Source organism: Wolbachia endosymbiont (group A) of Acrocera orbiculus (assembly GCF_947250015.1).
GTDB lineage: Bacteria > Pseudomonadota > Alphaproteobacteria > Rickettsiales > Anaplasmataceae > Wolbachia > Wolbachia pipientis.
Genome location: NZ_OX366272.1, coordinates 557,837 through 570,870, shown reverse-complemented (window position 1 = coordinate 570,870; position 13,034 = coordinate 557,837). Strand labels below are relative to the sequence as shown.

Annotated in this window: 17 protein-coding genes, 1 tRNA gene and 1 other RNA gene; 7 read left to right on the top strand and 12 right to left on the bottom strand. The window is 34.2% G+C overall.

Going from position 1 to position 13,034, the window contains the following annotated elements; translation table 11 throughout:
- Positions 1-93: 93 nt before the first annotated feature.
- The 11 genes from OOL03_RS02860 to OOL03_RS02810 form a co-directional block, all read right to left on the bottom strand.
- Positions 94-369, bottom strand: coding sequence for a type II toxin-antitoxin system RelE family toxin (locus OOL03_RS02860; protein ID WP_015588829.1), 276 nt, complete (start codon positions 367-369; stop codon positions 94-96).
- Positions 360-581, bottom strand: a complete 222-nt coding sequence (locus tag OOL03_RS02855) for a hypothetical protein (RefSeq protein WP_264707598.1) — start codon at positions 579-581, stop codon at positions 360-362. The genes OOL03_RS02860 and OOL03_RS02855 overlap by 10 nt, the downstream gene beginning before the upstream one ends.
- 83 nt (positions 582-664) lie before the next feature.
- Positions 665-913, bottom strand: a complete 249-nt coding sequence (locus OOL03_RS02850) for a type II toxin-antitoxin system RelE family toxin (RefSeq protein WP_264707597.1) — start codon at positions 911-913, stop codon at positions 665-667.
- A 43-nt stretch (positions 914-956) separates the two neighbouring features.
- Entirely contained in the window at positions 957-1,178 is a 222-nt protein-coding gene (locus OOL03_RS02845) for a hypothetical protein (protein WP_095742622.1), read from the bottom strand.
- A 106-nt stretch (positions 1,179-1,284) separates the two neighbouring features.
- Positions 1,285-1,545 carry a type II toxin-antitoxin system RelE family toxin gene (locus OOL03_RS02840; RefSeq protein WP_255324035.1) on the bottom strand — a complete coding sequence of 87 codons (261 nt, stop codon included), beginning with the start codon at positions 1,543-1,545 and terminating at the stop codon, positions 1,285-1,287.
- A 13-nt stretch (positions 1,546-1,558) separates the two neighbouring features.
- Entirely contained in the window at positions 1,559-1,777 is a 219-nt protein-coding gene (locus tag OOL03_RS02835) for a hypothetical protein (RefSeq protein WP_264707596.1), read from the bottom strand.
- 200 nt (positions 1,778-1,977) lie between these two features.
- Positions 1,978-2,415, bottom strand: coding sequence for a ClpXP protease specificity-enhancing factor SspB (locus OOL03_RS02830; protein ID WP_006279412.1), 438 nt, complete (start codon positions 2,413-2,415; stop codon positions 1,978-1,980).
- Positions 2,416-2,438: 23 nt separating this feature from the next.
- Positions 2,439-2,775: a transfer-messenger RNA gene (gene ssrA / locus OOL03_RS02825) on the bottom strand.
- A 124-nt stretch (positions 2,776-2,899) separates the two neighbouring features.
- On the bottom strand, positions 2,900-3,490 hold the full coding sequence (locus OOL03_RS02820) for a CvpA family protein (protein ID WP_264707595.1): 591 nt from the start codon (positions 3,488-3,490) through the stop codon (positions 2,900-2,902).
- Positions 3,491-3,547: 57 nt separating this feature from the next.
- A complete protein-coding gene (locus OOL03_RS02815; RefSeq protein ID WP_264705558.1) occupies positions 3,548-4,288 on the bottom strand; it encodes a riboflavin synthase in 741 nt (246 codons plus the stop codon).
- A 67-nt stretch (positions 4,289-4,355) separates the two neighbouring features.
- Positions 4,356-6,083 (bottom strand): hypothetical protein, encoded by a 1,728-nt coding sequence (locus tag OOL03_RS02810; protein ID WP_264707594.1) that lies wholly within the window; start codon positions 6,081-6,083, stop codon positions 4,356-4,358.
- A gap of 146 nt (positions 6,084-6,229) precedes the next feature.
- Between OOL03_RS02810 and pheS the strand changes: the two genes are divergently transcribed.
- The 6 genes from pheS to metK all read left to right on the top strand — a co-directional run bounded on the left by pheS (position 6,230) and on the right by metK (position 11,467).
- A complete protein-coding gene (pheS, locus tag OOL03_RS02805; protein ID WP_264707593.1) occupies positions 6,230-7,273 on the top strand; it encodes a phenylalanine--tRNA ligase subunit alpha in 1,044 nt (347 codons plus the stop codon).
- Positions 7,274-8,566: a bifunctional UDP-N-acetylglucosamine diphosphorylase/glucosamine-1-phosphate N-acetyltransferase GlmU gene (glmU, locus tag OOL03_RS02800; protein ID WP_264707592.1), complete on the top strand. Its 1,293-nt coding sequence runs from the start codon at positions 7,274-7,276 to the stop codon at positions 8,564-8,566. It abuts the gene before it with no gap.
- A 1,002-nt stretch (positions 8,567-9,568) separates the two neighbouring features.
- Entirely contained in the window at positions 9,569-9,871 is a 303-nt protein-coding gene (gene rplU, locus OOL03_RS02795; RefSeq protein WP_006279565.1) for a 50S ribosomal protein L21, read from the top strand.
- Between the two features lie 10 nt (positions 9,872-9,881).
- The gene (gene rpmA / locus OOL03_RS02790; protein WP_006279564.1) at positions 9,882-10,151 is read left to right on the top strand and encodes a 50S ribosomal protein L27; all 270 of its coding nucleotides are present in this window, start codon (positions 9,882-9,884) and stop codon (positions 10,149-10,151) included.
- A 9-nt stretch (positions 10,152-10,160) separates the two neighbouring features.
- A tRNA-Ile gene (locus OOL03_RS02785) sits at positions 10,161-10,237 on the top strand.
- 57 nt (positions 10,238-10,294) lie between these two features.
- Positions 10,295-11,467, top strand: a complete 1,173-nt coding sequence (metK, locus tag OOL03_RS02780; RefSeq protein ID WP_264705554.1) for a methionine adenosyltransferase — start codon at positions 10,295-10,297, stop codon at positions 11,465-11,467.
- 260 nt (positions 11,468-11,727) lie between these two features.
- On the opposite strand, the gene OOL03_RS02775 is transcribed toward metK, so the two are convergent.
- Positions 11,728-12,587, bottom strand: a protein-coding gene (locus OOL03_RS02775) for an IS630 family transposase (RefSeq protein WP_264707034.1) whose coding sequence is annotated in 2 segments (ribosomal slippage) — positions 11,728-12,263 and positions 12,263-12,587 — 861 coding nt in all. Because the reading frame shifts where the segments join, the coding sequence is not laid out codon by codon here.
- An 84-nt stretch (positions 12,588-12,671) separates the two neighbouring features.
- Here OOL03_RS02775 and OOL03_RS02770 point away from each other — a divergent pair.
- Complete coding sequence (locus OOL03_RS02770) at positions 12,672-12,980, top strand: tetratricopeptide repeat protein (RefSeq protein ID WP_264707591.1); 309 nt, start codon at positions 12,672-12,674, stop codon at positions 12,978-12,980.
- The last annotated feature ends 54 nt before the right edge of the window (positions 12,981-13,034 follow it).

Here is a 13,034-nt window from a genome sequence, read left to right as displayed (position 1 = left end):
AAAAAAAACTTCATTTTTTGAGCTGGGCAAAGCCACCTAAAGTAGAGAATGGACAAGGAAGGAGGGGTGTATAATATATATTAATGTTGGTATTTATTTCTTATAAATATCATCTCTATGTCCTATCTCTGTGATAGTTACTATATGATCTAATTGATTTACTCTGTAAATTACACGATAGTCACCAACTCTTAGCCTTCTACATCCTTTTAAGTTATGATGTAGTGGTTCACCAAAATTTATTGGGTCAACTGTAAGACGTTCTTTTATAGCCTTTTGAACTCTTAGCCTTATTGTCTTTGGAAGGTTTGGTAAATCTTTTTCAACAACACTCTTTAGAGACTTAACCTTGTAACGCTCTAATCCCACTTAATATCTTCAAAATCAACTGTTTCTGCACCTTCAACATCACGCTCATCAGAAATTTTAGATACTAAAAAATCCTCCATTTCAAGCTCAACTGCTTCTCTAAATAGTTTTCCTGCTAATTCTTGAACGGGCTGTTTAGTAAATTCAGATAATTCAGCAAGATGCTTTAAAGTTTCTTCGCTAAGAGCTATGTTAATGTCTGAATTTGCCATATGTTTTACCAAAGTCCACTAATAATTATACAACATTTTTTTTAATTTTTCAATAAAGAAAGGAGTGGTGTATAAAAATATATTTAATGTTTCAGTAGGTCCAATATTGCCTGCTTGTAAATATTGTCCCTGTGTCCTATTGAAACAATAATTACTATACGTTTTACAATATTTACACGGTAGACAATACGATAATCATCAGCAACTTTTATTCTTCTATGTTCCTTTAATCTCTTGCGTAGCAACACACCGTTACCAATAGGATCAGTCTCAAGATACTCTTTTATTGCATCTTTAATACTTGGCTTTACATCTTCCGGCAAGGAAGGCAAATTTCTTTTAAGAACATGCTTTAGATATTTAATGGTGTATTGCTTATTTCCAGATGTCTTCACTATCCTCTACTTCTTCTGCATCATCAGAATTTAACTCCCTAATAATTTTGGAAAATGCAATATCTTCCGCTTCAAGTTCGATTGCTTCCTTGACTAGCTTTTCTGTTAATTTTTGAACAGACTGCTTGGTGGCTCTAGCTAGTTCAACAAGATGCTGCGAAGTTTCTGGGTTGAAAGTTACACTAACTTTTGAATTTACCATAAGTTTTACCAAAGTCTACTACTATAGCTATTTTACAACATTTTTTTTAATTTTTCAATAAAGAAAGGAAGGAAGGAGGGCTGTATAAAAATATATTTAATGTTTATCAAGTAGCCTTCTCATAAATGGTGTCTCTATGTCCTGCTGTAGCAACAAATACCTTATGTTTTGCAATATTTACAGTATAAATAATTCGATAATCACTAACCCTTATTCTTCTATACCCTTTTAGCCTGCCACGTAATGGTTTACCAAATTTAATTGGATCAGTTGTAAGCCGCTCGTTTATCGCTTTTGTAATCCTTGATCTTATTGTTTTTGGAAGATTTAGAAAATCTCTTTCAGTAAAGTTTTTTGAGTAGACAATATCGTATTTCAGTTTATGTCCTCTCCCTTTCAGATAGTACTGTGTTCCAGCCTACATCCTCACATTCCTTAATAGTTTTATATAACGCAATATCTTCTACTTCGCACTCGATTCCTTCGATGACTAACCTTTTTGCTAGTTCTTGAACGGATTCCTTGGTGATTTCAGCTAACTTAGTAAGGTTATGTGAAGTTTTTGGGTCAAAAGTTATACTAATTCCTGAATCTGTCATATGTTTTACCAAAGTCTACTAATAATTATACAACATTTTTCTGAATTTTTCAATAAAGGAAGTTGATGATATGTAAGAAAAATTTTGCCACCTGCGTTAATAAATAATTAAAGATTTAGCATATTTATCTACCCTCTATTCTATTACTTAAGTTAGACCACTTTTTTCTATTAATATTTTTTGTTTATAAAGATGAGCAGTTACTCATCACGCAGTTGATCTATGGATATAATACTACCGTTTGATAGTTTTTCAGTACATTTTTCACTTTTGTATTCTTTATCAGAGTCGATACTGATTTTGTCAAATATTAAAACATCTCCTGAAATTTTATCACGAAACTCACTAATAGCAAAAAACGGTATAGTAATTCGCTCTTGTTTTCCTTGAAAACTCAAACTGACGCTAAATTTATCCTCAGAAACTTTTAAATCATAGAATTGATGCTGTAATATAATAAGCATTTGAGTAGGGTATGACTTTTTCAAACGATCGGGCATGGTCACACCATTAAAATATGTGAAAAATAATATTTCTAAGTGAGGGATAAAACCATTACCTGATATAACATCTAAAGTCTTTTTGATAACTTGAAACTTAGCAGAATTAAGCAGTTTTTTGTAATCTGTTTGCTCCATATAACTTTCACATACGTAAATTTTGGGGGAACTTCTGTTACCCGGCGTTCCCTGAACCGTGCTTTAGTAATAAATTGATTGTGCTAAATTAAGCAGCAACACAACATTCATTACTACCAGCAGCAAAGTTATCGTTTGCATTTAAATTATGAACTCTTAGCGGTGGTGTCAAACCGAGCAAAGCTACCATCTTTACTATGCATGTCGATCCTTATTCGTCCCCGTATAAATTAAAAAACATGGTGGAGACGCCGAGTACTGCCCTCGGGTCCAATACACCTATTACAAGGTAATTTTATTGCTATAGTACACAAAATGTACATAGCTATTATATAGCAACATTAAATAAATGTCAAGATATTATGACCTTAAGTTGATTTATTGCTAAAACAAAATTAATATTTCCAGTAAAAAATTCTGTGCTCTTAACCTGACACATATGGCTTTTTGAATACTCCCAATGAAAATATTTATAAATAAATATTTACTCTTCTTTTTTATTGTTTTTAGGTTTTTCTTGATCAACCATTTCTCCACCGATCTCTTTTATTTTTAGTATCAACGACTCTGGTACATACATGTCAATTACTTCTTCTGCTGTCACAAATAAAGCCTGATAAGAGTGTGAATTTATTATCCAATTAGACAATATGTCTTCTGCTTCTATTTTATACTCTCCCTCTTTTTTGTCATATACTGTGTAGCAATATAAGTGCACAGCAAAAAATAATACATAAGAGAGCAATATTCCTTTAAGCACTCCGAGAAAGATTCCAGTAACTCTATCGATAAACCCCAACCTTATGGGTGATAATATGTACATTAGCCAGTTATTTATTATCATGAATATAAGATTAAGTATAATAAATACAGAGATTGTAGAAAGTATGTTTAGTGTAACTTTAGAATCAAAATATTTACTATAATTTGGAGTGAAAAAATCATAGTGATTAGCTGTCAGAAAGACCGATAAAAATAGAAACATTAGTGCGCATAGCTCTTTTATAAAGCCTCTAGTTACCGAGATTATTACGCATAGGACAACAATGAAGATAATTAGGCTATCGAAAAGCATGTTTTATATCTATATGGTTTTCAAGATATAATAGTTGTAAATAACAAGGTTGTAAAATTAATTGTATTTATGCTGCATCAATTGATCTAAATACCTAGCGATCATGTCAATTTCTAAATTCAAATAATCATTTACTTTGTTGTACTGAAAAGTTGTATTTTCCCATGTGTAGGGAATTATATTTACTGTAAATTCGGCAGACCCCTTTTGAAATTCGATTTCTGATGGCAATTTTGTTGTCAAAGCTTGACTGTGCTCCTCAAATACATTTAAGTATTCTGCGGTGCTCGCCTGTGCTTCTCCTAAAAATTTCTCACCACAAACAAATTTCGAAAGGGGTCTGGTGATAACTGAGTTCACTGTGAGGGAAACCCCATTTAGTGTAACGGAGCCTTTTTTTGCAACAAATTTAATTAATTCTTGTGAGCACGATAGCTTGATTTCATGAGAATCTAAATTTTGATTAATTGTTAAAATTTTTACTATCCCATCAACATGACCCTGAACCAGGTGGCCATCGATCTTATCACTTAATCTCATTGCTTGTTCTAGGTTTATTTTTTTCCCTATTTTCCACGTATTTAAGTTAGCAACCTTCATAGTTTCTTGAGACACTTGGACTGTAAATATATCGCTCATTATATCAACAACAGTTAAACACGCACCAGAGCAAGCTATTGAATCTCCTTTACTTATAGAGGATAAATTTTGTGTTTTGATATGGAAAATTTGATCAGAGTTGGGGTGAGTGGTAGTATCAGTTATAGTTCCAATATCCGTAATAATCCCTTTAAACATATGGTGAAAATAAATAATTTTACCATGAAAGATCTCTTAGGACAACTTGTTTACATTTTGGATAAGTTTAAATGCGAGAAGGAGATTTGTTCTGTTCAATAGATTCTATAGAATACTCAGAATATATAAAGTAAGCTAAACTCAAAACACATAATGCAGTTAATATTGGTAACCCTATGTTCAATGCTAGCCCAATACTTTCTCTTTTTTCTGGTGGCACTAATCCTTTTAACATTGACACTTTTCCTGATGGAAAATGCCATAAGCAAAGTGTTGATGCAGATGCTACTATTATAAATAGACAAAAATAAGCCTTTTTTGAGGAAAATACAGTTTTTAACGGTGATTTGAGTGCAATGTTAGTAGGTGGTAGAGTTTTAGCTTCATTTGTTGCTGGTGAAGGATCTTTAATTGGTAAAGGGTTTGTAGATTTATGAGGAGTATTTTCATGTTGTGGAGAAGGTTGTTGTATATAAACACCTGAAACTAATTTAAGCAATTGCTCTTTTTTTCTATATACTTGTTTTTGTAAATATTCTTTACCTAAAAGTGAGTTACTAAGAGGTTGTGGCCTTTCGAGTATCTGTAATACTTCTGTTATTTCGCCTGGCTCTAAGATTTCATGTAATTGTTTATCTTGAAAATAAATAATATTGAATATTGAGTTAAAAACATTGCGAAATGTTTCTGGATCTTGATCTTTGTATCCATTTATCACTTCAATAAATATTTCATCGAGTTTTTTTCCCCTGTGCTCAATTTGGTTATCTATCATAGCTACTCTAGCATCATTTCGTGCTTGTTTTATGGTAGGTTGTTTTTCTTCTTCTGGTAGTTCTTGAGCTTGCTTTTTCGATTTTTTTCTATTAGCTTTAAAATACTCTGTGTGCGAAGTAGTTTGACCTACATTCTGTTCTGCTTCTTGAGGTATTAGATTTCCTATACTACTTGGATCCATGTCTCTTTTTTTCTGGTCAAGCGCTGGAATGACACCAAATGGTATATTGTTGCTCTGTATAGAAAGTTTTGGTGTTCTTAAAAGGGATAACCTTATTACATCATTAAAAAAATTAGATAAGGGAAGGAAGATTCTATATTTTGGTATATTAGCTTTTATTGCAGCAGTAACCACTGGAGCTTTACAATTTACTTTGCTTGCTATGTTAAAGCCAAACGAGCCTGTAAATAGTACAATTTGTCTATTTTGTGCGTTTTTTTGCTCAGTTTCACTCTGTTCTTGTCTGTTTTTATTTTCTGCTTCTTTTACTTGTAGTGTAACTTGACTCCGTTCCTCATTTTCAGTTTTTTCTGCATGTTTTAGCTTTTCATTTAAAAATGACCCTATTTGGTGCAAATTATCTAAGTTAATGTCTTTAACATCTGTTTGTAGTGTTATTGTTACTCCTTGTAAGAGAATTTGAGATGGAGCATTATTTATGAATTCTTCTACAGTTTTGTAACTGTTAGTTTTACAGTGGTTATTATATAATTCACTGCTTTCTTTCGGCACTTTCATGTTGACTGTAAAATTTTTTTCCTGAGGAAGACAGATTTTGAAAAAATCAATTAAAGGGTTTATTCGAAATAATCTTATATTAAAGGTGTCTTTATCTGTTGCTGTTAGCTCAAATGAAAATTTTTGTATATTGCTTTCAATACTTCTCGAGCGAATAGCACTGATCTTAATTGTTTCGCTAGAAAATGCTTTACTTATGTTTTTGGATTTTTCCTTAAAGAGCTTAGGTAAATCCTCTATTTTATACTTATTCTTAGTTTCAGTGTTACTGTTGTGCATAGTTGATACAGTGAATTCATCAACGCAAAGGTAAATAAAAAAGATTAATCAGTCAATAAATTAATAATCAGAATAGGGCAATTTTTCGAATTGTTGATGATATTTAAAATTTCACTATAATGAAAGTTTAAGCCAGCGTTTTTAAGATGAATAAAGAGTTATTAGATGACATACTTTCACTTGAAGATAAAGCAGTTTCCGAAATTGAGAATGCTTCTTTTTTGCAAGATTTAGAAAAAGTTAGACTATTATATTTGGGAAAAAAGGGTGTAGTTAGAGCGTATTTTGATAACTTAAAAAAGATAGAAAATGCAGAGAAAAAGCGTGATTTAGGCGAAGTTATCAACGTTTTACGTAATAAGCTAGATCAGCTTATAATGAATAAGGAAAATATACTAAAAGCCGAAGAAGTTAGCTTTAAATTGCAGAACGAGGCGGTTGATATCACGTTGCCCGTTAGACCAGAAAAAATGGGCAAGGTCCATCCACTCAGTAAGGTTCTAAATGAAGTAAAGCTTATTTTTGCACATATGGGTTTTAAGGCAGTTGATGGCCCTGACATTGAAGATGAATTTCATGTATTTGATGCACTGAATACTCCAAGTCATCATCCTGCACGAGAGGAGCAAGATACCTTCTACTTAAAGAATAAAATAGATGATAAAAGAATGGTACTGCGCACTCACACCTCATCTGTACAGATTAGAACCATGGAAAAAACAAAAAAATTCCCAATTAAAATAGTAGCCGCAGGTAGAGTACACAGAAACGACTTTGATGCAACTCACACCCCTATGTTCCATCAAATAGAGGGGTTATATGTCGATGAGAATGTCAATATGGGCCAGTTAAAATTTACTATTCATCACTTCCTTAATAAGTTCTTTGGCGATAAAGGGCTGAAGATACGTTTTCGTAATAGTTTTTTCCCTTTTACCGAGCCTTCTGCGGAAGTGGACATAAGTTATAAAGGTAGTAAATGGATAGAAGTACTGGGATGCGGTATGACGCATCCAAATGTATTTCAAAATGTTGGAATAGACCATACTAAATACAACGGTTTTGCGTTTGGCATTGGTATAGAAAGGCTTGCAATGCTAAAATATCAAATTAGCGACTTGAGGAGCTTTTATGACAACAAAATCAGCTGGCTTGATCATTACGGTTTTCATTTTTCATCTTTAAGATAAGTGATAAATAAAGCTCATACTTTTATCATACTTGCTGCCGGGCATGGCAGGCGGATGAATTCAGATTTGCCTAAGGTTCTGCACGAAATAGGCAATTTTTCCATGCTTCAGCATGTCATTTACAATGCAAAACAGTTAAATCCTGAAAATATTGCTGTTGTAGTTGATCAGCCTTTAATTGAAAGACTAAAGTGCTTTGAGGATATACAGTTAATTACACAAGAATCAACACTTGGCACGGGAGATGCGGTCAAAACTGCGATGAGAAACCTAAGAGAATTGCCAGATTCAAGCATAGTTGTTGTGCAGTATGGGGATACTCCGCTCATAAAAAGCAGCACAATAACTAAAATGATTAGTTATTTAGAAGGCAAGGCTCTAATTTGCCTAGGTTTTAGGACAAGCAATAAAGAATACGGTAGGTTAATTATTGAGAATGGTTCCTTAAGAGAAATCGTAGAAGCAAAGAGTGATAAAAATAATCATGAAGAATTTCTTGCAAATGCTGGAATAATGGTTGCATGTGCAAAGAATTTACGTGAATTGGTGGAGAAAATAGAGTGCAATAGCTCAACTCATGAATATTACTTGACCGATATAGTTTCCATTGCAGTGAAGAGTAATTTAAATGTCGGTTACGTTATTACCGGTGGAGAAGAAGCAACGGGAATAAATAACAGAAATGACCTTATAAAAGCTGAATTTTACTTTCAAGAAAATAAAAGAAAAATTTTTACCGACTCCGGAGTAACGCTTGTTGCACCAGAGACTGTTTTCTTTTCTCTTGATACGCAAATTGCCAGAGATTCAGTTATTTACCCATATGTTTTTTTCGGTACTGGAGTGAAAATAGAGTCTGGTGCGAAAATACTGCCATTTTCGCATTTAGAAAATTGCTTAATTAAAAGTAATGCTGAGGTCGGTCCATTTACCAGAATACGCGGAAACACAACAATTGGTAATAAGGCAAAAATAGGAAATTTTGTGGAAGTGAAAACAAGTGAAGTTGGTCAAAACACTAGAATAAAACACTTAAGTTATATAGGAAATGCTAAAGTAGGGCAGGAGAGTAATATAGGAGCAGGCACTATTGTTTGTAATTATGATGGGAAAAATAAACATGAAACGAATATAGGGAGCAATTGCTTTGTTGGCGCCAATAGCTCACTAATTGCGCCGCTTAATATTCATGATGAATCTGTAATTGCAGCAGGTAGTGTTATAGTTGAGGATGTACCAGAAAAAAGCCTTGCAATAGCAAGAGAAAAGCAAGTAACTAAGAGAATAAAGTAGTCTAATTTAATTATGTTGTTGTGTCATTTTTAATATTAGACTTCTTGCATAACCATATAACAAACTTTTATTGGGAATAGAAACAAAAAAACTTCCTTGACAAACTCCGCCAGCCCCCTTATCATAACAGTGAAGCTATTGTATTTGCTTTCGCCAATCTGCAGATTAAAAGGTAAGGATTACTTAATGTATCGGCGTCTTATGTTTAATTTTTTGCAGTATATAGATACTGTATGTCTTTACAAAACTTCATCTACATCTAGATTTTTATCTAAATAAGCTGAACGCGCTTATAAAGCGTTACAAGACATCAAAAAATGCCAATACTCGACAGAGATAGTAAAAGACTAGCTAACTCGGGGGTCCTTTGTCTTTTTTTCTGCTTAGTAAATTTCTTAAACATTTGCAGCGTAGGTTAGTTGCAATTAAAAGCAGCTAAATTGCAGTGTTTAAGACTTAAAAAACGCCAATACTGAAAATAGACAATGACTAGGGTTTCTTTTGCCTTTTTTTTCATTTGGTAAATTCCTTAATGTTTATGGCTAAACGACAATCGTCATCCCGCTGCTTGTTAGCGGGATCTATTGCTGAGATACCGCGAATGAATCGCGGTATGACGTAGGACTGCTGTCATCCCAGTGCGTGACACTGGAATCCCAAAAAAGGATGATGTCATCCTAGTGCTCCTTTTTTTGTCATCCGAGTAGCTGACACTTGGATGACATCGTCATAAAGGAACCAGTGTCAAGCTACTCGGATGACAGGAGAAGGGGCTACTTGCATGACGGTGTCGGTAAACTTAGAGCTATAATAACTATTTGCCTTTTTTCTGCTTAGGTTATGCAAGAAGTCTACTGTCTGAGAAAAGGTAGATAAAAGATGAAAACAGATAGAAGTATTTTAGTAGCTCAAAAAGAACGTTAAGTCATGCTTTTTATTTATATTGACAGCGTATATGACATCGTTTACGATTAAAGTTAATAACAATAATTTATATTTATCATGTTTGCAGTAATTGAGACTGGTGGAAAGCAATATTTAGTAAAAGAAGGTAGTATAATAAAGGTAGAGAAGTTAGAAGCTGAAGAAAAAAAAGAGGTGGAAATCAATAAGGTGATTTGTATTTCAAATAATGGCTTATCTTATTCATCTAATGCTACTGTTAAAGCTGAAGTGTTGGAGCAGTGCAGGGGGGAAAAAATTATAATCTTTAAGAAGAAAAGAAGAAAAAATTACCGTAGGAAAACTGGTCATAGGCAGTATATAACTGTTCTTCGTATAAATGAAATTAGTCTTCAAAAGTAAGAGGTAAGATATGGCAACTAAAAAATCAGGTGGTAGTTCCTGTAATGGTAGAGATTCAGCGGGTCGTAGGTTAGGAATAAAGAAGAATGGGAAGGTTATTCCTGGTAACATAATTGTGCGCCAAAGAGGCACAAAATTCCATCCTGGGAAGAATGTTGGTATAGGTAAAGATCATACGATTTTTGCTAAAATAGAAGGCTGGGTCAGCTTTAGAAGGTCAGCAAATAAAAAGACTTTTATTGATATCGTGCCTACAGATAATATGAAAGCTTCAGCTTGAATAAATCATGGGTCTGTAGCTCAGGTGGTTAGAGCGCACGCCTGATAAGCGTGAGGTCGGAGGTTCAACTCTTCCCAGACCCACCATTTAGTAGTTACTAACTGTGTTTTCTATAGCGGTTTTGATATTGTATAAGCAAAAACATGAGTTTATATAAAAATTTAGTAACCAGTGAATCAGTGGCGGCTGGTCATCCAGATAAAGTAGCAGATCAAATTTCAGATGCAATACTTGATGAGTACCTTTTTACTGATCCTTTTGCGCGAGCTGCAATAGAGACTTTAGTCACCAAAGATAACGTTATTATAGCTGGGGAAGTGTTTGGGCCTAACATCAAAAATAGCAGGATTGAAAGTATTGTACGGAATACAATAAAAGATATTGGTTACAAGCACGATGGGTTCCACTGGAGAAAAGTGAAAGTAAATATATTGCTGCATGAGCAATCAAATGACATTGCAATAGGGTTGGATCAAGGTGCTGGAGATCAGGGCATAATGTATGGCTATGCAACAACAGAGACAGAAAACCTTATGCCGGCACCCATTTTTTATGCACACTCGATTCTGAAAAATATCATGAGCGCAGTTAAAGAAGCAAAACTTGGTCCAGATGCAAAGTCACAAATCACTTTGGCATATGAGAATAACCTCCCGGTACGTGCTGAAAGTATTATTGTCTCAATACAGCACCCTGAGGATTTGGATCAATCAAAAGTAAAAGAAATAATTTACCCTTACATAGTTTCATCTTTACCTGAAGGATGGATGTGTTCTGAGGAAAATCTCTTAGTCAATCCAACTGGTAGATTTGTTATTGGTGGACCGGTTAGTGATTGTGGATTAACCGGACGAAAAATTATGGTTGATACTTATGGAGGTTATATTCCACACGGTGGAGGAGCGTTTTCCGGAAAAGATGCAACCAAAGTTGATAGATCTGCGGCTTATATGGCAAGATATCTTGCTAAAAATATTGTCTTTGCAGGTTTGGCTGAACGTTGTCTTGTGCAGCTTTCTTATGCAATTGGTGTATCAAAACCTACTTCATTCTATATTGATACATTTGGTGCGAATAAGGTAGAGGAAAGAGTAATTAAAAAGTTTATCGAGAATAATATAGATTTATCAACAAAAGGCATAATCAAGCATTTATCGCTTAATCATCCTATATATAAACGTACAGCCTGTTATGGACATTTTGGTAAACAGTCGGAAAGGGACGGTGGATTTTCTTGGGAAAGCATGAACTTGTCTGCTGATCTTTGTAGAGAATTCAATATAGAAGGTAATAGTAAAATTTCTTTAGATTGCTAAAATTTTTGATTTACAGCCCCATATTTATATACTAGCTTATTGTTAAAGCATAGCACGCTTTTTCATAATAATTATACCACATTAGTAATAATTTTTATATTCAATTTTTATTGTGAGGCTTATAAAGTGTATAACGAAATAGAAGGAGAACTGTACAACGTAATTGTAAAAGAGTTTTCTGATCTTATTGATAAAATAAAAGAACACCCTTTTAATGTTGAATTGATAAATATAGCATTTCTCATAATAGTCCAAACAGGTCATAGGAAGGCAGAATCAACAGCACGAAGAAAGGATTCGAATAGAGGAATGTTTTTCCTGGCTCTGTTTTTTATAGCAAACCAATGATGCTCAATTTTGTTGAAATCTGGAGAATAAGGCGGCAGATACAAAATTTCTGCACCAACCCCTTTAGCAAGCTCGATAATCTTATCAGACTTATGAAAAGTAGCATTGTCAAGAATGACAGTCTGTCCAGGTTCCAAGATCGGTGTCAAAAATTGCTCAAACCATCCATTAAAAACATCCATATTACAGTGGCCTTCAAAGGTTAACGGAACAACTATCTTTCTTCCACTTAAGGCTGCAACCATACTGATTCGTTGAGTTTTCTTTCCAGATTTTAAGGCATAAAACCGCTGTCCTTTCTGGCAATATCCGTAGGGGTAGTCTTCGGTGTTATCAATGCCAGACTCATCTATATACACTAAGTTTTTAGGTTCTTTTGTCGCTATAATTTTCAAAAATTCAGCACGTTTTTCTTCGTTTCTTTCCTTGTATCCATATGTCTTTTTTTGCGCGTAAATCCAATTTTTTTAAGGGCTCGATAGATCGTTTGGATACTAACGTTGTTCCAAAGTTTAGCCATTTCCGATAGAGTCTTTCCTCCGTGTTCTCTGGCAAATTTGGCAAAGGTATCCCAGTCGGTAATTTTGTGATTGTAACCCCCATTTCCAAGTTTTTTTGATTGAAAGTCTCCTGTTTCTTTTCTTCTTTGCTGCCACTCCCATAAAGTAGTTCGTCCAATCTTAAATCTTGCTGCCACTGTTTCTCTGCTTTCTCCTTCGTCTAGCGCTTCCATTGCTTTTTTTCTTAAATCATAACTATATGCTGCTGGCATTCAACCTCCTTATCATCATCTATCCTTATCCTATCACATCCGGACTTTTATCGAAAGAGCTATAATCCTCAGAAAGCTAAAGAGTTGTTTGAGCGGGTTTCACCTGTTTTTGAGAAACACTATGGTTCTGGTCATATTCAAGTTGCTAAGCTACTGGTAAGCCACGGTGGCACTCATGGGGATTTAGGTGACCATAAGGAAAAAAAGGAGCTGCTTGAACAGGCCTTTCCTATTTTTGAAGAACATTACGGCCCTGATCATCCGGAAGTTGCCAAACTACTGGCAGACTTATGTGAAGTTTATGGTACCTTAGGTGACCACAAGAAACAACAGGAGTCGTTTGCACGGGCTGTATCTATCTTTAAGGAACATCAGAGTCCTAATCATTTCTGAAGTTGCTAAACTGCTGGCAGAATTAGACAAAGTTTAGGTTTTGAGCAATACTAG

Bases quoted from the DNA above. Each gene is read 5' to 3' on its own strand.
- OOL03_RS02855 (WP_264707598.1), bottom strand. From the start codon at position 581: ATGGCAAATTCAGACATTAACATAGCTCTTAGCGAAGAAACTTTAAAG.
- OOL03_RS02845 (WP_095742622.1), bottom strand. From the start codon at position 1,178: ATGGTAAATTCAAAAGTTAGTGTAACTTTCAACCCAGAAACTTCGCAG.
- OOL03_RS02835 (WP_264707596.1), bottom strand. From the start codon at position 1,777: ATGACAGATTCAGGAATTAGTATAACTTTTGACCCAAAAACTTCACAT.
- OOL03_RS02830 (WP_006279412.1), bottom strand. From the start codon at position 2,415: ATGGAGCAAACAGATTACAAAAAACTGCTTAATTCTGCTAAGTTTCAA.
- OOL03_RS02820 (WP_264707595.1), bottom strand. From the start codon at position 3,490: ATGCTTTTCGATAGCCTAATTATCTTCATTGTTGTCCTATGCGTAATA.
- OOL03_RS02815 (WP_264705558.1), bottom strand. From the start codon at position 4,288: ATGTTTAAAGGGATTATTACGGATATTGGAACTATAACTGATACTACC.
- OOL03_RS02810 (WP_264707594.1), bottom strand. From the start codon at position 6,083: ATGCACAACAGTAACACTGAAACTAAGAATAAGTATAAAATAGAGGAT.
- pheS (WP_264707593.1), top strand. From the start codon at position 6,230: ATGAATAAAGAGTTATTAGATGACATACTTTCACTTGAAGATAAAGCA.
- rplU (WP_006279565.1), top strand. From the start codon at position 9,569: ATGTTTGCAGTAATTGAGACTGGTGGAAAGCAATATTTAGTAAAAGAA.
- rpmA (WP_006279564.1), top strand. From the start codon at position 9,882: ATGGCAACTAAAAAATCAGGTGGTAGTTCCTGTAATGGTAGAGATTCA.
- metK (WP_264705554.1), top strand. From the start codon at position 10,295: ATGAGTTTATATAAAAATTTAGTAACCAGTGAATCAGTGGCGGCTGGT.